Genomic DNA, 18,152 nt, shown 5'->3' with positions numbered 1-18,152 from the left:
CCGGGATGGCTGCGGAGGAGAGGCTCGACCTTCCGGTGGTGGGCGAGCGGCAGAGCCTGCGCGAGCAGGTCGCGCACGCGCTGCGCGCCGCGCTTGTCACGGGCGAGATGCGGCCCGGCGTGGTCTACTCCGCGCCCGTGCTCGCCGCCCAGTTCGGGGTCTCGGCCACGCCGGTCCGCGAGGCCATGCTCGACCTGGCCAAGGAGGGCCTGGTCGAGGCGGTGCGCAACAAGGGCTTCAGGGTCACCGAGCTGTCCGACCGCGACCTCGACGAGCTGACCGAGATCCGCCAGCTCATCGAGGTGCCGACGATCGCCCGGCTGGCCGACGCGTCCAGGGCCGAGGAGTTCGAGCGGCTCAGGCCCGTCGCGCAGCGGATCGTCGACGCCGCCGAGCGCGCCGACCTGCTCGCCTACATCGACGCCGACCTGCGCTTCCACGTCGAGCTGCTGTCGCTGTCGGGCAACGCCCACCTGGTCGAGGTGGTGCGCGACCTGCGCAACAGGGCCAGGCTCTACGGTCTGTCGCAGTTGTCGGCGCGCGGCACGCTGCCCGACTCGGCGCGCGAGCACCTGCTGCTGCTCGACGCGCTCAAGGCGGGCGACAGGGAGGCCGCCGAGCGCATCATGGGCGAGCACATCCACCACGTCCGCGACATCTGGGCGGACTGACGGCGCGGCAGGGGCAGGCTCAGGCCTTGCCGCCCGCCCGGGTGGCGCCCAGGCTGGCGGCGACGATGCAGATGATGGCCGCCCACTGCTGCACGTGCAGGATCTCGCCCAGCAGCACCAGGCCGATCATCGCCGCCACCGCTGGCTCCAGGCTCATCAGGATGCCGAAGACGTGCTTGGGCATCCGCCGCAGCGCCTGCAACTCCAGCGAGTAGGGAATCACTGACGACAGCAGGCCCACTCCGAGCCCGATGAGGATCACCGAGGGCTGCAGGAGGTCGGCCCCGCCCGTCGTCGCGCCCACGGGCGCGATGACCACGGCCGAGACGATCATCGCGAACGACAGCCCGGTGGTGCCGGGGAAGCGGCTGCCCGCGGCGGCCGACAGCAGGATGTAGGCCGCCCAGCAGGCCCCCGCCACCAGCGCGAAGCCGATGCCGAGCCAGCTGACCGAGGCCGACTCGCCCCACGGCGCGATGAGCGCGATGCCCGCCGCCGCCAGGACCGCCCACAGCAGGTCGAGGCGGCGGCGCGAGGCCGCGATCGCCACGCCGAGCGGCCCGAGGAACTCGATCGCGACCGCGATGCCGATCGGCAGCCTGGCCAGCGCCTCGTAGAACGACAGGTTCATCACCGCGAGCGTCACGCCGAAGCCGATGCCCACCGCCCAGTCGCGCCAGGCCAGCCCCCTGAGCCTGGGCCGCGCGACCGCGCCCAGGATCAGCGCGCCCGTCACGATGCGGATGAACACCACCGCCGACGGCGGCAGCACCGCGAACAACTCCTTGGCGAAGCCCGCGCCCAGCTGCACCGAGACGATCGCCAGCATGACCAACCCCGAGGGTGGGATCGAGTCGGCTGCCGTGCGCAGCAGGCTGCCCGAGCGGGGCAGGGCTGACTTGAGGCGGTCGGCTGGCCCGTCGAGGGCGAAGGCGGTCACAGGACTCCCCGGGGAGAAGACGAACAGCAGGGCACGAGCCTACCCGGCGGGTCCGACAAGACCTGGAGGCGGGAGGCCTACTCCCAGCGGAACGTCCTTGACGCCAGGCCCAGGGTCAACGCGGCCCACACCGCCAGCACCGCCACCGCGCCGAGCGGCAGCGCCGCGCCGTCGGTCAGGACCGAGCGCAGGCCGCCGGTCAGCGCCGAGATCGGCAGCAGCCCGAGCACGGGCTCCACCGCGTCGGGGAAGGCGCTCAGCGGGAACACCACGCCGCCGCAGCCCAGCAGCACCAGGTAGACCAGGTTGGCCCCGGCCAGCGTCGCCTCGGCCCGAAGCACGCCGGCCATCAGCAGCCCGAGCCCGCTGAAGGCGGCCGTGCCGAGCAGCACCAGCAGCACGGCGGCCAGCGGCGAGCCCTGCGGCCGCCAGCCGATCATGAGCGCCACCACCACGATGACCACGGCCTGCAGCAGCTCCACCGCGACGACGGCCGCCGTCTTGGCCAGCAGCAGCCCCGGCCTCGACAGCGGGGTCGCGCCGAGCCGCTTGAGCACGCCGTAGCGGCGCTCGAAGCCCGTCGCGATCGCCTGGCCGGTGAAGGCCGTCGACATGACCGCGAGCGCGAGCACGCCCGGCGCCAGGAAGCCCACGCGCGAGCCCCCGCCGACGTCGACCAGCGGCGCCAGCGAGAAACCGACCAGCAGCAGCACCGGGATGATCAGCGTCAGCAGCAGCTGCTCGCCGTTGCGCAGGATCGCCCTGGCCTCGGCTCCCGCCTGCGCCAGCACCATCCGGTGGAAGGCGGCCGCCCCCGGGGCGGGGGTGAAGTCGAGGGCGGTCATCGCAGCTCCCTGCCTGTCAGCTCGAGGAAGACGTCCTCGAGCGTCCTGCGCTCGATGGACAGGTCGTCGGCCGTGACACCCTCGGCGGCGCACCACGCCGTCACCGTGGCCAGCAGCTCGGGCCCGACGTGCCCCTCGATGATGTAGTGGCCCGACGGCGACTCCTTGGCCGCCGAACCCGCCGGCAGCGCGCTCAGCAGCTCCTCCAGGGTGAGCCCCGGCCTGGCGCGGAAGCGCAGCTGCCGTTCGGCGCCGGTGAGCGAGGCGGGCGTCCCCTCGGCCACGACCCTGCCCCTGTCGATGATCACCACGTGGTCGGCCAGCCGTTCGGCCTCGTCCATGTAGTGGGTGGTCAGCACGACCGCCACGCCCGCCGCGCGCAGGTCGGCGACCAGCTCCCAGCAGGCCCGCCTGGCCTGCGGGTCGAGGCCCGCGGTCGGCTCGTCGAGAAAGACCAGCTCGGGCCGGCCGATCACGGCCCCCGCCAGCGAGAGCCGCTGCTGCTGGCCGCCCGACATCCTCCGGTACGGCGTGCGCGCGTGCTCGGCCAGGCCCAGCCGTACCAGAAGGGTCTGGGGGTCGAGGGGAGAGGCGTGGAAGCGGGACATCAGCCGCAGCCACTCACCGCACCGCATCGCCGGCGGCACGCCCCCCGCCTGCGGCATCACGCCCACCCTGGCCCGGAGCGTCGGGTCGGAGGGCGCGCGGTCGAGCACGCGCACGGTGCCGCCGTCGGCCGCGCGGAAACCTTCGCAGATCTCGATGGTGGAGGTCTTGCCCGCGCCGTTGGGGCCGAGGATCGCGGTGACCGCGCCGCGCTGGGCGGCAAGGGTCAGCCCGTCGACGGCGGTGGTGCCGCCGTAACGTTTGACCAGATCGATGACCTCGACGGCAGGGGAGCTCATGGCCACGAGTGTAGGGACCCCTGCGGGCGGTCAGCTCGTCAGGCGGCGCCCGCGACACTCACAGACGACAAATATCTAAAAAGCCAGCCAACTGAAGGGATGTGACCTTGGACACGTGATTGGGTGACGGGAAAGGAGGTAGTGCAAATGTCGGTGCGCAGTGCTTACGAGGCGGGCATCCCGTGCTGGGTCGACCTGTCGACGTCCGACGTCCAGGCGGCGGTCCGCTTCTACGGCGACATCTTCGGCTGGACGGCCGAGATGGTCGCCGACCCGGCCGCGGGCGGTTACGGGCAGTTCGTCCACAACGGCAAGAAGGTCGCGGGCGTCGGCCCGATCATGGGGGAGGGGATGCCCCCCGTCTGGAACGTCTACGTCGCCACCGACGACGCCGCCGTCGTGGCCGACCGCGTCAAGAACGCGGGTGGCACCGTCGTCGTCGAGCCGATGCAGATTTTCGAAGAGGGCTCGATGGCCGTCTTCCAGGCCACCGACGGCTCCTACTTCTCCGTCTGGCAGGCCCGTAACCACAAGGGCGCCGAACTGGTCAACGAGCCCGGCGCCTTCTGCTGGAACGAGCTGGTCACCAGAGACCCGCAGGCGGCCACGGCGTTCTACACCACCGTCTTCGACTGGACCGCCAGGCCGCAGCGGATGGACGGCCTGACCTACACCGAGTGGCTGGTCGGCGACCAGAGCATCGCGGGCATGATGGAGATGTCGCCCAACTACCCGGAGGGCACCCCCTCGCACTGGGCGACCTACTTCGCCGTCGCCGACCTCGACGCCACCATCGCCAAGGCCAGGTCGCTGGGCGCCACGGTGCTCATCGACTCGATGGACTCCCCTCCCGGCAGGTTCGGGATGATCATGGATCCGCAGGGCGCCGCGCTCTCCCTGATTCAGCTGAACGAAACTGCGTGAAAATTCAGCAAAAATCTGGGAATTCCGCGGACCGGATGCTGGTTTGACCCCTCGGCCCTCGTGGGCCACGGCCTACGAGGGAGAGGGGTTCACGCATGTCCGTGGCAGCAGCCACACCCGTTGTCACCAGGGGGGACCGCCGCGGACTGCTGCTGCTGATCCTGGGCGCGCTGTCGGCTATCGGCCCGCTGTCCATCGACATGTACCTGCCCGCGCTGCCCGCCATCACCTCCGAGATGGCCTCGACCCCCGCGCAGGTGCAGCTCACCCTGACCGCCTGTCTCATCGGCGTCAGCCTGGGCCAGGTCCTCGCCGGGCCGCTGAGCGACGTCAGAGGTCGCAGGATGCCACTCGTCGTCGGCGTCGCCGGCTACACGCTGGCCTCGCTGCTGTGCGCCTTCGCGCCGTCGGTGGCCGCGCTCGTCGTGCTGCGCCTGGCGCAGGGCATCCTGGGCGGCGCCGTCCTGGTGATCGTCCGCGCGGTGGTCCGTGACCTGTACGAAGGCGCCGCCATCGCCCGCATCTTCGCCACCCTCATGCTGGTCAGCGGCCTCGCGCCGATCCTCGCGCCGATCGCGGGCGCCCAGTTGCTGTCCTTCACCTCCTGGCGCGGCATCTTCGTCGCGCTCAGCCTGGCGGGCGTGGTGCTGCTGCTGGCCGTCCTGCCCGGGGTCAGGGAGACGCTGCCGGTGGACAAGAGGGAGGGCGGCGGGCTCAGGAACACCGCGGCCACCTTCGGGCGGCTGCTCGGCGACCGTTCGTTCATGGCCTGCTCGCTGGCCGCGGGGCTGGCCTTCGCCGGCATGTTCGCCTACATCTCCGGCTCGCCGTTCGTGCTCCAGGAGGTCTACGGCGCCTCGCCGCAGCAGTTCTCGCTCGTCTTCGCGCTCAACGCCCTCGGCCTGACGCTCCTGGCCCAGGTGGGCGGCAGGCTCTCGGGCCGCGTCGCGCCCGCCCGCCTCGTGCTGGGCGGCCTGATCCTCAGCCTGGCCGGCGGGGTGCTGCTCGTCGTCGCCACGGTCATGGACTTCGGCCTGGCCGGCGTGGTCGCCGCGCTGTTCGTCATCATGTGCGGCTCGGGCCTGACCCTGCCGGGCACCGGCGCGCTCGCCCTGGCCGGCCAGTCGCAGCAGGTGGCGGGCAGCGCCTCCGCGCTGCTCGGCGTCATGCAGTTCGCGTTCGGCGCGATCGCCGCGCCGCTGGTGGGCCTGGCCGGATCCGGTACGGCGGTGCCGATGGCCGTGGTCATGCTGGCGCTCATCGTCGGCTCCTTCCTGGTTTTCGCGATCCTGGGCCGAGGACGCGTTTTCGCAGTTAGGTAAGGCTTGCCTGCGTGAGAAATTGCATTTCCCGTTCGTTTGAGAACCGGGAAGGAATTAAGGCACACTGATGTTGTGAAAAACGTGCCCCCTACGATCGAGCCAGGACATGAGCGCAGCACCCGCGCCCGTGTGGCCAGGCTTATCCTGGAGCACGGTCCCGTCGCGGCCGCGGCGCTCGGAGAGCGGCTCGGGCTCACCCCCGCAGCTGTCCGCCGCCACCTCGACGCGCTGCTCACCGACGGGATGATCGAACCTCGCACGAGCCGGCCGCGCGGTCAGCGCGGCCGCGGGCGGCCGGCCAAGCTGTTCGCCATCACCGACGCGGGGCGCAGTGCTTTCGAGCACGCCTATGACGATCTCGCGGGCAGCGCGTTGCGTTTCCTTGCCGAGCGCATGGGCGAGGAAGCGGTGACCGAGTTCGCCCGCTCGCAGGTCCAGGGCCTGCTGCAGCGGCTCGAGCCGGTCATGCGGACAGTGCCGGAAGACCAGCGCGTACAGGTGCTGGCCGAGGCGCTGTCGGCGGACGGTTACGCCGCCTCGGCCACCAAGGCCAAGTCGGGCGGCGACCAGCTCTGCCAGCATCACTGCCCGGTGGCGCACGCGGCGGCGGAGTTCCCGCAGCTGTGCGAGGCCGAGACGGAAGCGTTCGCGCGACTGCTCGGCACCCCCGTGCAACGCCTGGCCACCATCGCACACGGCGACGGGGTCTGCACCACTCATGTGAGCCCTGTTCGGATAAGAGAGAGCAAGGAGACCGGAAGGTGACTGTCACCGACCGCCCGGAGCTGGAAGGCCTCGGGAATTACAAGTTCGGCTGGGCCGACTCCGACGCTGCGGGCGCCGCGGCCAAGCGCGGCCTGTCCGAGGAGGTCGTCCGCAACATCTCCGCGCTCAAGAACGAGCCGGAGTGGATGCTCGACCTTCGCCTGAAGGGCCTCCGGCTGTTCGGCAAGAAGCCGCTCCCCACCTGGGGCTCGGACCTGACCGGCATCGACTTCGACAACATCAAGTACTTCGTGCGCTCCACCGAGAAGCAGGCCGCTTCCTGGGACGAGCTGCCCGACGACATCAAGAACACCTACGACAAGCTCGGCATCCCCGAGGCGGAGAAGCAGCGCCTCATCGCCGGTGTCGCCGCCCAGTACGAGTCCGAGGTCGTCTACCACAAGATCCGTGAGGACCTCGAGGAGAAGGGCGTCATCTTCGTCGACACCGACACGGGCCTGAAGGAGCACGAGGAGCTCTTCAAGGAGTACTTCGGCTCGGTGATCCCCGTCGGCGACAACAAGTTCGCCTCGCTCAACACCTCCGTGTGGTCGGGTGGCTCGTTCATCTACGTGCCGCCGAACGTCGAGGTCGAGATCCCGCTGCAGGCCTACTTCCGGATCAACACCGAGAACATGGGCCAGTTCGAGCGGACCCTGATCATCGTGGACGAGAACAGCTACGTCCACTACGTCGAGGGCTGCACCGCGCCGATCTACTCCAGCGACTCGCTGCACTCCGCGGTCGTCGAGATCATCGTGAAGAAGAACGCCCGCTGCCGTTACACGACCATCCAGAACTGGTCGAACAACGTCTACAACCTGGTCACCAAGCGCGCCGTGGCGTACGAGGGCGCGACCATGGAGTGGATCGACGGCAACATCGGCTCCAAGGTCACGATGAAGTACCCCGCCGTCTACCTGATGGGCGAGCACGCCAAGGGCGAGACGCTGAGCGTCGCCTTCGCCGGCGAGGGCCAGCACCAGGACGCCGGCTCCAAGATGGTGCACCTGGCGCCCAACACCTCCTCCAGCGTCATCTCCAAGTCGGTGGCGCGCGGCGGCGGCCGTACCTCCTACCGCGGGCTCGTCCAGATCGAGGAGGGCGCCCACGGCTCCGCCTCGACCGTCAAGTGCGACGCGCTGCTCGTCGACCAGATCAGCCGCTCCGACACCTACCCCTACGTCGACGTCCGCGAGGACGACGTCTCCATGGGTCACGAGGCCACGGTCTCCAAGGTCAGCGAGGACCAGCTGTTCTACCTCATGAGCCGCGGGCTCGACGAGGACGAGGCGATGGCCATGATCGTGCGCGGCTTCGTCGAGCCGATCGCGCGCGAGCTGCCCATGGAGTACGCCCTCGAGCTGAACCGCCTGATCGAGCTGCAGATGGAAGGAGCCGTCGGCTGATGGGCCTGAACGAGAAGCCCCTGTCGACCCTGCACGAGAAGTCGTCCTACAACCTGGACGACTTCGAGGTGCCGACCGGGCGCGAGGAGCAGTGGCGCTTCACGCCGCTGTCGCGCCTGAAGGGCCTGCACAACGGCACCGCCGAGGTGACCGGCCAGGTCGTCACGCAGACCTGGACCCCCGCCGGCGTCACCGCCGAGTGGGTCGGCCGCGACGACGCGCGGGTCGGCAAGGCCTACGCCCCCGTCGACCGGGTCAGCGCGCAGGCCTACAGCTCCTTCGAGAAGGCGCTGGTCGTCACCGTGCCGCAGGAGGCCGTCGTCGACGAGCCGATCCAGATCGAGGTGCGCGGCGGCGGCGTCGAGGGCGCGGCCTACGGCCACATCGTGGTCAAGGTCGAGCCGATGGCCCAGGCCGTCGTCGTCCTCGACCACCAGGGCAGTGCCGTCTACGCCGACAACGTCGAGTTCGTCGTGGGCGACGGCGCCAGCCTCAAGGTCATCAGTCTGCAGGACTGGGCCGACGACGCCGTCCACGTCTCCCACCACCACGCGCAGCTGGCCAAGGACGCGACCTTCCGCGGGTTCGCGGTCACCCTGGGCGGCGACCTCGTACGGCTGTCGCCCAGCGTCTCCTACACCGCCCCCGGCGGCGACGCCGACCTGTCCGGCGTCTACTTCGTCGACGCCGGTCAGCACCTGGAGCACCGCCTGCTGGTCGACCACTCCCAGCCCAACTGCAAGAGCTACGTCGACTACCGCGGCGCGCTGCAGGGCGAGGACGCGCACGGCGTGTGGATCGGTGACGTGATCATCAGGGTCGAGGCCGAGGGCACCGACACCTACGAGCTCAACCGCAACCTGATCCTCACCGACGGCGCCCGCGCCGACTCGGTGCCCAACCTCGAGATCCTCACCGGCGAGGTCGCCGGCGCGGGTCACGCCTCCGCCTCCGGCCGCCTGGACGACGAGCACATCTTCTACCTCCAGGCCCGCGGCATCCCCTACGACGAGGCCCGCCGCCTGGTGATCAGGGGATTCCTCGGTCAGCTGGTGGAGAAGATCTCCGTTCCCGAGCTGCGCGATCGCGTGCTGGCCAAGGTCGAGGCGGAGCTCGAGAAGTGACATTCCAGAAGGTCTGCAGGATCAGCGACATCCCTGACGAGGGAGTCGTCGGCGTCGAGGTGGACGACACCCCCGTGGCGCTGGTCCGCAAGGGCGATGAGGTCTTCGCCCTGCACGACGTCTGCTCGCATGCCGAGGTGAAGCTGAGCGAGGGCGAGGTCTACGACGGGACCCTCGAGTGCTGGCTGCACGGCTCGTGCTTCGATGTGCGCTCGGGCAAGCCCACCGGCCCGCCCGCCACCAAGCCCGTGAACGTTTACCGAGTGAAGATCGACGGCGACGACGTCCTCGTCTCGCTCTCGAAGGAGTCATAACAGTGTCCACCCTTGAGATTCGTGACCTGCAGGTCTCCGTCGCCGACAAGGAGATCCTGAAGGGCGTCAACCTGACCGTGAAGGCCGGCCAGACCCACGCCATCATGGGCCCCAACGGTTCGGGCAAGTCGACGCTCGCCTACGCGATCGCCGGCCACCCCAAGTACACGATCACCGGCGGCCAGGTCCTGCTCGACGGCGTCGACCTGCTGGAGCTGTCGGTCGACGAGCGCGCCCGCGCCGGTCTGTTCCTCGCCATGCAGTACCCGGTCGAGGTGCCCGGCGTCAGCGTCTCCAACTTCCTGCGCTCGGCCGTCACCGCCGTGCGCGGCGAGGCGCCGAAGCTGCGCGAGTTCAGCAAGGACCTGAAGTCGGGCATGGACTCCCTGGCCATCGACTCGGCCTTCGCCACCCGCAACGTCAACGAGGGCTTCTCCGGCGGTGAGAAGAAGCGGCACGAGATCCTCCAGCTCGAGCTGCTCAAGCCGAAGATCGCCGTCCTCGACGAGACCGACTCGGGCCTCGACGTCGACGCGCTGCGCGTGGTGTCCGAGGGCATCAACCGCTTCCGTGCCAACGGCGAGACCGGCGTGCTGCTGATCACCCACTACACCCGCATCCTGCGCTACGTGAAGCCTGACTTCGTGCACGTCTTCGCGGCCGGCAAGATCGTCGAGGAGGGTGGGCCCGAGCTGGCCGAGAAGCTCGAAGCCGAGGGCTACGAGCAGTACACGAAGGCGTCAGCGTAATGAACGGAGCGTTCGACGTGGAGAGGGTCAGGAAGGACTTCCCTGTCCTCTCCCGCGAGCTGTCCGGCGGGCGCCCGCTCGTCTACCTCGACTCGGGCAACTCCTCGCAGAAGCCGGCGCAGGTCATCGAGACCATGCGCGACCACTTCGCGATGCACTACAGCAACGTGGGGCGGGCCCACCACGCGCTCGGCACCGAGTCGACCGAGGCGTTCGAGGCGGCGCGCGACAAGGTCGCCGCCTTCGTGAAGGCGCCCAGCCGCGACGAGATCGTGTTCACCAAGAACGCCTCCGAGGCGCTCAACCTGGTGGCCTACTCCTTCGGCAACCGCACCAACACCGACCCCCGGTTCGCTCTCGGCCCCGGTGACGAGATCGTCATCTCCGAGATGGAGCACCACTCCAACATCGTCCCGTGGCAGATGCTGGTGCAGCGCACGGGCGCGACGCTCAAGTGGTTCGGCGTGACCGACGACGGCAGGCTCGACCTGGCCGACGGCGTCATCACCGAGCGCACGAAGATCGTCTCGGTCGCCCACCAGTCCAATGTGCTCGGCACCGTCAACCCGGTCGCCGAGATCGTCCGCCGCGCCCGCGCTGTGGGCGCGCTGGTGATGCTCGACGCCTCCCAGTCGGTGCCGCACCACCCGATCGACCTGGCCGGGCTCGACGTCGACTTCGTGGCCTTCACCGGGCACAAGATGCTCGGCCCTTCGGGCATCGGCGTGCTGTGGGGGCGCGCCGAGCTGCTCGAGGCCATGCCGCCGTTCCTCGGCGGAGGCGAGATGATCGAGGCGGTCTGGATGGACCGCTCGACCTACGCGCCCATCCCGCACAAGTTCGAGGCGGGCACGCCGCCGATCGTCGAGGCCATCGGGCTCGGCGCGGCGGTCGACTACCTCGAAGGCGTCGGCATGGCGGCCATCGAGGCGCACGAGCGGGAGCTGACGGCCTACGCGCTGCAGGCGCTCACCGAGGTGCCCTCGCTGCGCATCATCGGCCCCGCCTCGAAGGACGACAGGGGCGCCACGGTGTCCTTCACGCTGGAGGGCATACATCCGCACGATGTCGGGCAGATCCTCGATGACCGGTTCGGCGTCGCCGTACGGGTTGGACACCACTGCGCGCGGCCGCTCCACCTGAGGTTCGGAATACCCGCGACCACGCGGGCGTCGTTCTACCTGTACAACACCACGAGCGAGATTGACGCCCTGGTCAGAGGTCTCTACCACGTGCAGAAGGTGTTCGCCTGAGATGATCGCCGAGTCGATGTACCAGGAGCTGATCCTGGAGCACTACAAGCACCCGCAGGGGCGGGGGCTGCGTGAGCCGTACGACGCCGAGGTTCACCACGTGAACCCGACGTGCGGCGACGAGATCACGCTCAGGGTCAAGGTCGGCGACGGCGGCAAGATCGAGGACGTCTCCTACGACGGGCAGGGCTGCTCCATCAGCCAGGCCGCGGCCTCGGTGCTGCACGAGCTGGCCACCGGCTCGACGGTCGAGGCGTCGCTGTCGGTGGTGGAGGAGTTCACCAGGCTGATGCAGGGCAGGGGCAAGGTGGAGGCCGACGAGGACGTGCTTGGTGACGCGGTCGCCTTCGCGGGCGTGGCCAAGTTCCCCGCCCGCGTCAAGTGCGCGCTGCTGTCCTGGATGGCCTACAAGGACGCTGTTGTGAGGAGCGCATAGTAATGAGCAAGCCGGTGGAGACGCCGACGACGGCGTTCGACGGTGAGGCGACCGTCGAGGAGGTCATGGAGGCGCTCAGAGACGTCGTCGACCCCGAGCTCGGGATCAACGTCGTCGACCTGGGCCTGGTCTACGGCCTCAACCTCGACCCGGTCGAGGGCGGCCAGCCCGTGGCCACCATCGACATGACGCTGACCAGCGCGGCGTGCCCGCTGACCGATGTCATCGAGGACCAGGCCCACTCGGCCCTCGAGGGCATGGTCTCCGACGTGAAGATCAACTGGGTGTGGCTGCCGCCGTGGGGCCCCGACAAGATCACCGACGACGGGCGCGACCAGTTGCGTATGCTAGGATTCAACGTCTGATCTTTTCGCTGTACGGCTGGCGATTTGCAGCGCCAGCCGTTTCAGCATGCCAGGGCTCCGGAAGGTCCGGATCCGGCGCGGGAATATCCCCATCCTCCTGCGTGTTGGCAACACGTGCACCTGACGCACCATTGTGCGTGAACGCCGCCTGCGGCCGGCTCATTGGGTGCGCGTAGACGGGCCGAAGCTAGTGGCCCAGTCCCCACCCCGAGGGCGTAAGAGACGCCCTGTACTCGGCTCGTCCTTTCGCAGAAGTGACGCGCCCACTCTGACTGAAAGGCACGACTTCGTGACCATGCTCGACGCTGCCATGCCCGAAACCTCCGTCGAGGAGCAGGGTGTTCCGGAGTTCGAGCTGCTTGGCCTGCCCAAGCCGCTCGTCACCGGCCTGTCCCGGCAGGGCATCGACAGCCCGTTCCCCATCCAGAGCGCGACGATCCCCGACGTGCTGGCCGGCAACGACGTTCTCGGCCGCGGCCAGACCGGCTCCGGCAAGACCCTCGCCTTCGGCCTGCCCACGATGGCGCGCATCGCGGGCGTCAAGCCCACCCCCAAGCGCCCCCGCGCGATGATCCTCGTCCCCACCCGTGAGCTCGCGCTCCAGGTGCACGACGCCCTCGAGCCCCTCGGCCGCGGCCTCGGCCTGCGGATGAAGGTCGTCGTCGGCGGCATGTCCATGGGCAAGCAGGTCGAGGCCCTGCGACGGGGCGTCGACGTCATCATCGCCACCCCCGGCCGGCTGGGCGACCTGATGCGCCAGGGCGAGTGCTCGCTCGACTCCATCGAGGTCAGCGTGCTCGACGAGGCCGACCACATGTGCGACCTCGGCTTCTTCCCCGTCGTGTCGGAGCTGCTCGCGCAGACCCCCGCCGACGGCCAGCGGCTGCTGTTCTCCGCCACGCTCGACGGCGACGTCGACAAGCTGGTGCAGCGCTTCCTCAAGGACCCGATCACCCACTCGATCGCGCCCGCGACCTCGCCGGTCGACACCATGGAGCACCACGTGATCCAGGTGACCCGCGACGACAAGTTCGACGTCACCGCCGAGATCGCCAACCGCGAGGGCCGTACGATCATCTTCGTCCGCACCCAGCACGGCGTCGACCGGCTGTGCAAGCAGCTGGCCCGCGTCGGCGTCAAGTCCGGCGGTCTGCACGGCGGCAAGCGCCAGAACCAGCGCACCCGCATCCTCGCGGAGTTCAAGGAGGGCCAGGTCGACGTCCTGGTCTGCACCGACGTCGCGGCCCGCGGCATCCACGTCGACGGCATCAGCCTGGTGCTCCACGTCGACCCGCCGCAGGACCACAAGAGCTACCTGCACAGGGGCGGCCGTACGGCGCGCGCGGGGGAGAAGGGCACCGTCGTGACCCTCGTCCTGCCGAACGAGCGCCGCTCCACCGACGCGCTGACCCGCCGCGCCGGCATCCACCCGTTCAGGCTGAAGGCCGTGCCGGGCAACGACCGCGTCGCCGAGGTGACGGGCGCCCGCGCCCCCAGCGGCGAGTCCATCCCCGTGTGGGAGCCCGACGTGCGCAAGCCGCTCCGTCCGCGCCGTGAGGGCGCCGGGCACGGTGGTGAGCGCCGTGGCCGCCGCCGCGACTTCGGCGACGACCGGCGTCCGCGCCGCTCGTCCGACGGTTTCGGCGAGGACCGCCGTCCCCGCCGCCACGACGGCGACGACCGCCGCCCGCAGCGCGACTTCGACGGTGACCGTGGCCAGCGGTCGGACTTCGGTGGCGACCGCGGCCCGCGTTCCGACTTCGGTGGCGAGCGCCGCCCGCACCGCTCCTTCGACGGCGACCGGCGTCCGCGCCAGAACGACGGTGGCTCGGCCGAGCCGCGCACGTTCGGCGAGGACAGGCGTCAGGGCGGCTTCCGCTCCGACGACCGCGGCGGCTACCGCTCGAACGACCGCGGTGGGTTCAGGTCCGACGACCGGGGTCCGCGTTCGGGCGGGTTCCGCTCGGGCGGCTACAACCCGGCCGGTTCCGGCTCCGACGACCGCGCGCCCCGCTCCGGCGGCTACCGTTCCGACGACCGGGGTTCCCGCCAGGGCGGCGGCTACCGTTCCGACGACCGTGCTGGTGACCGGGGCCGTCCCTTCTCCGCCGACCGGGGCCCCCGCTCCGGCGGTTTCCGGGCCGACGACCGCGGTGGCGACCGGGGCCGTCCGTTCTCGGCCAACCGCGACGACCGAGGCCCGCGCGGCGGGTTCCGCTCCGACGAGCGCGGCAACGGCGGCTACCGCTCCGACCGCGGCAACTCGGGCCGTCGCTTCGGCCGCTGACCCGTCCCGCAGCCTCGGCCGCTGATCCATCCCGCCGCTGCCCGCCCTACCCCGCCTTCCGGCGAGGTACGGCGGGCAGCGCCGTTTCCCGAGGTGCCGTTTCCTGGGGTTCGGATCATGTTCACGTCGGCGCGATAGTCTCGACGGGGCCGCACACTTGCGCATTTCGGAGATCTCGTGACTGAGCTGCTTTCCAACCCCGTCAAGCACTACGACTGGGGTTCCCGTACCGCCATCGCCACCCTGACGGGGCGTCCTTCGCCCTCGCCGCAGCCCGAGGCGGAGATGTGGCTCGGCGCCCACCCTTCGGGCCCCTCCCTGCTCGTCGGGCGAGGCGTCACCCTCGACCAGGCGATCGCCGCCGACCCCGAGGGCGAGCTGGGCGGCCAGACGGTGGCCAGGTTCGGGGCGCGCCTGCCGTACCTGCTGAAGCTGATCGCGGTCGACAGGGTGCTGTCGCTGCAGGTGCACCCCTCGGCCGAGCAGGCCGAGGCCGGTCACGCGCGCGGCGCCTACGTCGACGCCTACCCCAAGCCCGAGCTGGTCTGCGCGCTGACGCCGTTCAGCGGCCTGGCGGGCTTCCGCGCGCCGGGCGAGGCGGCGCGGCTGCTGGAGGGGCTTGAACTGCCGGAGCTGCGCCCGGTCGTCGACCTGCTCGACGCGGGCAGGTCGGCGGACGCGCTGCGGCTGCTGCTGGAGTGGCCCGAGCGCAAGGCGCTGGTCGAGGCCGTCGTGGCGGCGGCCGGGCGGCTCGGCCACGACCTGGTGCTCCGCCTGGCCGACCAGTACCCCGACGACCCCGCGGTCCTGGCTCCGCTGTTGATGAACCGGCACGACCTGGAGCCAGGACAGGCGCTGTTCCTCGGCGCGGGCGTGCTCCACTGCTACCTGAGCGGCTTCGGCGTGGAGATCATGGGCGGTTCCGACAACGTGCTGCGCGCGGGGCTGACCCCCAAGCCGGTCGACGTGGACGAGCTGCTGCGGATCACCGACTTCGCCTCCCAGCCGCTGCGGGTCGAGCCGGTGGACGGGCTCTACACGGTGCCCGTCCCCGAGTTCGCGCTCGGCCGCGCCCAGGGCGCCGGCGACACGCTGGAGGGCGGCGTGCCGCGCGTGTTCGTCTGCGTCGAGGGCGAGGTGTCCGTCGACGGGCAGGTGCTGCGGGCGGGGGAGTCGGCGTTCGTGCCGGGCTCGCGGGGCGCCTTCGAGGTGAGCGGCCCCGGCACCGTCTTCTGGGCGCAGCCATCTCGGGTGGCGGACGCTCACGCTTCCGGGCGCTGAGGGCCGATACTCTGGAAGCGCACATCAACCGAGCACCGAGAGAGATCATGAAGACCTTCGATGAGCTGTTCGCCGAGCTGTCCGAGAAGGCGCGCACCCGGCCCGCGGGCTCGGGCACCGTGGCCGCGCTGGACGCCGGCGTCCATGCCATCGGCAAGAAGGTCGTCGAGGAGGCAGCCGAGAGCTGGATGGCCGCCGAGCACGAATCCGACGACCGTGCCGCCGAGGAGATCTCGCAGCTGCTCTACCACGTGCAGTGCCTCATGATCGCCCGCGGCATCGGGCTTGACCAGGTCTACAAGTACCTCTGAAAGGAGCGTCCACGATGCTACGGCTGGCCGTACCCAACAAGGGCGCCCTCAACGAGGCCGCCGCCACCATGCTGAAGGAAGCCGGATACCGCACCAGGAAGGACAGCAAGGAGCTGGTCGTCGTCGACGCCGACAACTCCTGCGAGCTGCTCTTCCTGCGTCCGCGTGACATCGCCGTCTACGTCGGCGAGGGCACGCTCGACGCCGGGATCACCGGCCGCGACATGCTGTTCGACTCGGGCGCGCCGGTGGAGGAGGTGCTGCCGCTCGGCTTCGGCGGCTCCACCTTCCGCCTGGCCGCCAGGTCGGGCAGCATGTCCTCCGTGCAGGACCTCGACGGCCTGCGCATCGCCACCTCCTACGCCGGGCTGCTGGAGAAATACCTGTCCGACAGCGGCGTCGACGCCCGCGTCATCAAGCTCGACGGCGCGGTCGAGACCGCCATCCACCTGGGCGTGGCAGACGCCGTGGCCGACGTGGTCGAGACGGGCACCACGCTGCGCAACGTCGGCCTCGAGGTCTTCGGCGAGCCGATCATGCGCTCGGAGGCGGTGCTGATCAGGCGCGCGGGCTCCGCGGATACGCAGGGGTTGAGCCAGCTCGTGCGCCGCCTCCAGGGCGTCATCCACGCCCGCGACTACGTGATGATGGACTACGACATCCGGGCCGAGCAGATCGAGCAGGCCAGCGCGATCACGCCGGGCATGGAGGGCCCGACCATCTCGCCACTGCACCGGGAGGGCTGGGTCGCCGTCCGCACGATGGTGCCCCGCAAGGGCCACCAGCAGGTGATGGACCAGCTCTGGGAGATCGGCGCGCGCGCCATCCTGGTGACGGACATCTACGCCTGCAGGATCTAGCGCGGGTCACGCGAGCGCGGCGACGGCGGGCCTCGCGCCGCAGTCCCGCGCGGCGGTGACGCCCGCGTCGCTAGGTGAGCGCGGCGACCGCCTTGACGGCCTGGTCGACCTGTTCGGGGCTGACCAGGATCGAGGTGCCGAAGCGCAGGTAGACCTGCAGGTAGGGGGTGGTGCTGGTCAGGATGCGCCGGGCGCGCAGCCGCTCCATCGCCTGGAAGGCCGTCACGCCGTCGATCTCGCAGCACACCAGCCCCGCCGACAGCGCGGGATCCATCGGCGTGATGAGCCGCACGCGCGGGTTGGCGGCCAGGCCCTGCTTGAGCCGGGTGGCCAGCTCGATCGTGCGTTCCTGCACGCGGTCCTTGCCGATGCCCGTCTGGAAGGCGAACGCCTCGGCCATCGCCCAGCGGTGCTCGAAGGCCTTGTAGCCGCCCGGGGTGTTGATGAGGCCGCCGGGGCCCGCGGGCGCGCCGCCGCCGAACCAGGCCCGGAACCCGGGGTCGCTGAAGCTCGGGATGATGGGGGCGACGTGCTCCCACGCCCTGCCGTACACGATGCCGGTGCCGCGCGGGCCGAACAGCCACTTGTGGGTACCGGAGGCCAGGAAGTCGCAGCCGAGGTCGGTCACGGAGTCGGCGAGCGCGCCGAAGCCGTGGACGCCGTCGACGCACAGCAGCGCCCTGTCATTGTCGTCGCGGCCGCGGTTGGCCTCGGCGAGCATGTCGGCGATCGCGCGGATCGGCAGCCTGACCCCGGTGCCGGAGTGGACCCAGGTGACGGCGACGATCCTGGTGCGCGGGGTGAGCCCGGCCTTGAGCGCGGCGACGATCTGCTCGGCGCGGGCCTTGGCGGGGTCGTCGTAGAGACGCACCCGGGTGACCCGCGCGCCGGTGCGCTCGGCGAGCATCCTGAGGTTCTCGTGGGTGGCGTAGAAGTCGTGCTCGGTGGTGAGCACCTCCTGGCCCTGCCGCAGGCGCAAGCCCGAGTAGAGCAGGCTCAGGCCCATCGTCGTGCTGTCGGCGAGCGCGACCTCGCCCTCCTTGGCGCCGAGATACCGCTCGGCGGCCCTTCTGACGGCGGCGTCGCGGTCCTCCCGCTCCAGGTATCCGGCGGTGTCGCCGTCGAGCCCCTGGCGGTGCCGCTGGATCGCCGCCCGCACGGGAGCGGGATGGGCGGCCAGGACGAACGCCGCGAAGTTGGCGTCCTTCGGGTCGAGGGCGAACTGCGCCCGCACCGAGGCCCAGTCGTTCTCCTGGAGCCTCGGGGGCTTGGGGTCCTCGGTGGGCACCTCGGTGGGCACCGTGCAGCCCGCCAGGGTGGCGCTCGCTCCACCCAGCAGCAACGTCCGCCTGTTCAGCACGACTTCCTTCCTAGCACGCTAACGTGCCGAT

19 protein-coding genes are annotated in these 18,152 nt (G+C 70.5%); 15 read left to right on the top strand and 4 right to left on the bottom strand.

The window, feature by feature from the left end:
• Positions 1–5: 5 nt before the first annotated feature.
• Positions 6–671, top strand: a complete 666-nt coding sequence (locus tag ACFXJ8_RS32185) for a GntR family transcriptional regulator (RefSeq protein WP_379647750.1) — start codon at positions 6–8, stop codon at positions 669–671.
• A 19-nt stretch (positions 672–690) separates the two neighbouring features.
• Here the strand turns inward: ACFXJ8_RS32185 and ACFXJ8_RS32180 are convergent, their stop codons facing one another.
• From ACFXJ8_RS32180 to ACFXJ8_RS32170, 3 genes are all read right to left on the bottom strand, one after another.
• Positions 691–1,611 (bottom strand): DMT family transporter, encoded by a 921-nt coding sequence (locus ACFXJ8_RS32180; RefSeq protein ID WP_379647749.1) that lies wholly within the window; start codon positions 1,609–1,611, stop codon positions 691–693.
• A gap of 77 nt (positions 1,612–1,688) precedes the next feature.
• Positions 1,689–2,456 carry an ABC transporter permease gene (locus ACFXJ8_RS32175; protein ID WP_379647748.1) on the bottom strand — a complete coding sequence of 256 codons (768 nt, stop codon included), beginning with the start codon at positions 2,454–2,456 and terminating at the stop codon, positions 1,689–1,691.
• Positions 2,453–3,361: an ABC transporter ATP-binding protein gene (locus ACFXJ8_RS32170; RefSeq protein WP_379647747.1), complete on the bottom strand. Its 909-nt coding sequence runs from the start codon at positions 3,359–3,361 to the stop codon at positions 2,453–2,455. Before ACFXJ8_RS32170 ends, ACFXJ8_RS32175 begins: the two co-directional genes overlap by 4 nt.
• A 147-nt stretch (positions 3,362–3,508) precedes the next feature.
• Here ACFXJ8_RS32170 and ACFXJ8_RS32165 point away from each other — a divergent pair, with 147 nt between their 5' ends.
• The 14 genes from ACFXJ8_RS32165 (at position 3,509) to hisG (ending at position 16,761) form a co-directional block, all read left to right on the top strand.
• A complete protein-coding gene (locus ACFXJ8_RS32165; protein WP_379647746.1) occupies positions 3,509–4,285 on the top strand; it encodes a VOC family protein in 777 nt (258 codons plus the stop codon).
• 95 nt (positions 4,286–4,380) lie between these two features.
• Positions 4,381–5,607 (top strand): multidrug effflux MFS transporter, encoded by a 1,227-nt coding sequence (locus ACFXJ8_RS32160; RefSeq protein ID WP_379647745.1) that lies wholly within the window; start codon positions 4,381–4,383, stop codon positions 5,605–5,607.
• A gap of 72 nt (positions 5,608–5,679) precedes the next feature.
• On the top strand, positions 5,680–6,372 hold the full coding sequence (locus ACFXJ8_RS32155) for a helix-turn-helix transcriptional regulator (RefSeq protein WP_379647744.1): 693 nt from the start codon (positions 5,680–5,682) through the stop codon (positions 6,370–6,372).
• Entirely contained in the window at positions 6,369–7,781 is a 1,413-nt protein-coding gene (gene sufB / locus ACFXJ8_RS32150) for a Fe-S cluster assembly protein SufB (protein ID WP_379647743.1), read from the top strand. Before ACFXJ8_RS32155 ends, sufB begins: the two co-directional genes overlap by 4 nt.
• On the top strand, positions 7,781–8,905 hold the full coding sequence (sufD, locus tag ACFXJ8_RS32145; RefSeq protein WP_379647742.1) for a Fe-S cluster assembly protein SufD: 1,125 nt from the start codon (positions 7,781–7,783) through the stop codon (positions 8,903–8,905). Before sufB ends, sufD begins: the two co-directional genes overlap by 1 nt.
• Positions 8,902–9,219 carry a Rieske (2Fe-2S) protein gene (locus ACFXJ8_RS32140; RefSeq protein WP_379647741.1) on the top strand — a complete coding sequence of 106 codons (318 nt, stop codon included), beginning with the start codon at positions 8,902–8,904 and terminating at the stop codon, positions 9,217–9,219. Before sufD ends, ACFXJ8_RS32140 begins: the two co-directional genes overlap by 4 nt.
• Positions 9,220–9,221: 2 nt before the next feature.
• Positions 9,222–9,968, top strand: coding sequence for a Fe-S cluster assembly ATPase SufC (gene sufC, locus ACFXJ8_RS32135; RefSeq protein WP_379647740.1), 747 nt, complete (start codon positions 9,222–9,224; stop codon positions 9,966–9,968).
• A complete protein-coding gene (locus tag ACFXJ8_RS32130; RefSeq protein ID WP_379647739.1) occupies positions 9,968–11,221 on the top strand; it encodes a cysteine desulfurase in 1,254 nt (417 codons plus the stop codon). The genes sufC and ACFXJ8_RS32130 overlap by 1 nt, the downstream gene beginning before the upstream one ends.
• A 1-nt stretch (position 11,222) precedes the next feature.
• Positions 11,223–11,657, top strand: a complete 435-nt coding sequence (gene sufU, locus ACFXJ8_RS32125) for a Fe-S cluster assembly sulfur transfer protein SufU (protein WP_379647738.1) — start codon at positions 11,223–11,225, stop codon at positions 11,655–11,657.
• 2 nt (positions 11,658–11,659) lie between these two features.
• A complete protein-coding gene (locus ACFXJ8_RS32120; RefSeq protein WP_379647737.1) occupies positions 11,660–12,022 on the top strand; it encodes a metal-sulfur cluster assembly factor in 363 nt (120 codons plus the stop codon).
• 310 nt (positions 12,023–12,332) lie between these two features.
• Entirely contained in the window at positions 12,333–14,309 is a 1,977-nt protein-coding gene (locus ACFXJ8_RS32115; protein ID WP_379647736.1) for a DEAD/DEAH box helicase, read from the top strand.
• Between the two features lie 177 nt (positions 14,310–14,486).
• On the top strand, positions 14,487–15,590 hold the full coding sequence (gene manA / locus ACFXJ8_RS32110; RefSeq protein ID WP_379647735.1) for a mannose-6-phosphate isomerase, class I: 1,104 nt from the start codon (positions 14,487–14,489) through the stop codon (positions 15,588–15,590).
• A gap of 47 nt (positions 15,591–15,637) precedes the next feature.
• Positions 15,638–15,901: a phosphoribosyl-ATP diphosphatase gene (locus ACFXJ8_RS32105; RefSeq protein ID WP_358139153.1), complete on the top strand. Its 264-nt coding sequence runs from the start codon at positions 15,638–15,640 to the stop codon at positions 15,899–15,901.
• 14 nt (positions 15,902–15,915) lie between these two features.
• Entirely contained in the window at positions 15,916–16,761 is an 846-nt protein-coding gene (gene hisG / locus ACFXJ8_RS32100; RefSeq protein ID WP_379647734.1) for an ATP phosphoribosyltransferase, read from the top strand.
• Positions 16,762–16,831: 70 nt separating this feature from the next.
• Here the strand turns inward: hisG and ACFXJ8_RS32095 are convergent, their stop codons facing one another.
• Positions 16,832–18,121, bottom strand: coding sequence for an aminotransferase class V-fold PLP-dependent enzyme (locus ACFXJ8_RS32095; RefSeq protein ID WP_379647733.1), 1,290 nt, complete (start codon positions 18,119–18,121; stop codon positions 16,832–16,834).
• Positions 18,122–18,152: the final 31 nt, after the last annotated feature.

The sequence above is a fragment of the Nonomuraea sp. NPDC059194 genome, assembly GCF_042754765.1.
Classification (GTDB): Bacteria; Actinomycetota; Actinomycetes; order Streptosporangiales; family Streptosporangiaceae; genus Nonomuraea.
Note: the sequence above shows the minus strand (reverse complement) of the source record. Positions and strands in the feature narration are given on the sequence as shown.

Excerpts from the sequence above, each read along its gene's own strand:
- ACFXJ8_RS32175 (WP_379647748.1), bottom strand. The coding sequence starts at position 2,456 with ATGACCGCCCTCGACTTCACCCCCGCCCCGGGGGCGGCCGCCTTCCAC.
- ACFXJ8_RS32185 (WP_379647750.1), top strand. The coding sequence starts at position 6 with ATGGCTGCGGAGGAGAGGCTCGACCTTCCGGTGGTGGGCGAGCGGCAG.
- ACFXJ8_RS32170 (WP_379647747.1), bottom strand. The coding sequence starts at position 3,361 with ATGAGCTCCCCTGCCGTCGAGGTCATCGATCTGGTCAAACGTTACGGC.
- ACFXJ8_RS32130 (WP_379647739.1), top strand. The coding sequence starts at position 9,968 with ATGAACGGAGCGTTCGACGTGGAGAGGGTCAGGAAGGACTTCCCTGTC.
- ACFXJ8_RS32160 (WP_379647745.1), top strand. The coding sequence starts at position 4,381 with ATGTCCGTGGCAGCAGCCACACCCGTTGTCACCAGGGGGGACCGCCGC.
- ACFXJ8_RS32115 (WP_379647736.1), top strand. The coding sequence starts at position 12,333 with ATGCCCGAAACCTCCGTCGAGGAGCAGGGTGTTCCGGAGTTCGAGCTG.
- hisG (WP_379647734.1), top strand. The coding sequence starts at position 15,916 with ATGCTACGGCTGGCCGTACCCAACAAGGGCGCCCTCAACGAGGCCGCC.
- sufU (WP_379647738.1), top strand. The coding sequence starts at position 11,223 with ATGATCGCCGAGTCGATGTACCAGGAGCTGATCCTGGAGCACTACAAG.
- sufD (WP_379647742.1), top strand. The coding sequence starts at position 7,781 with ATGGGCCTGAACGAGAAGCCCCTGTCGACCCTGCACGAGAAGTCGTCC.
- ACFXJ8_RS32120 (WP_379647737.1), top strand. The coding sequence starts at position 11,660 with ATGAGCAAGCCGGTGGAGACGCCGACGACGGCGTTCGACGGTGAGGCG.
- ACFXJ8_RS32165 (WP_379647746.1), top strand. The coding sequence starts at position 3,509 with ATGTCGGTGCGCAGTGCTTACGAGGCGGGCATCCCGTGCTGGGTCGAC.
- ACFXJ8_RS32105 (WP_358139153.1), top strand. The coding sequence starts at position 15,638 with ATGAAGACCTTCGATGAGCTGTTCGCCGAGCTGTCCGAGAAGGCGCGC.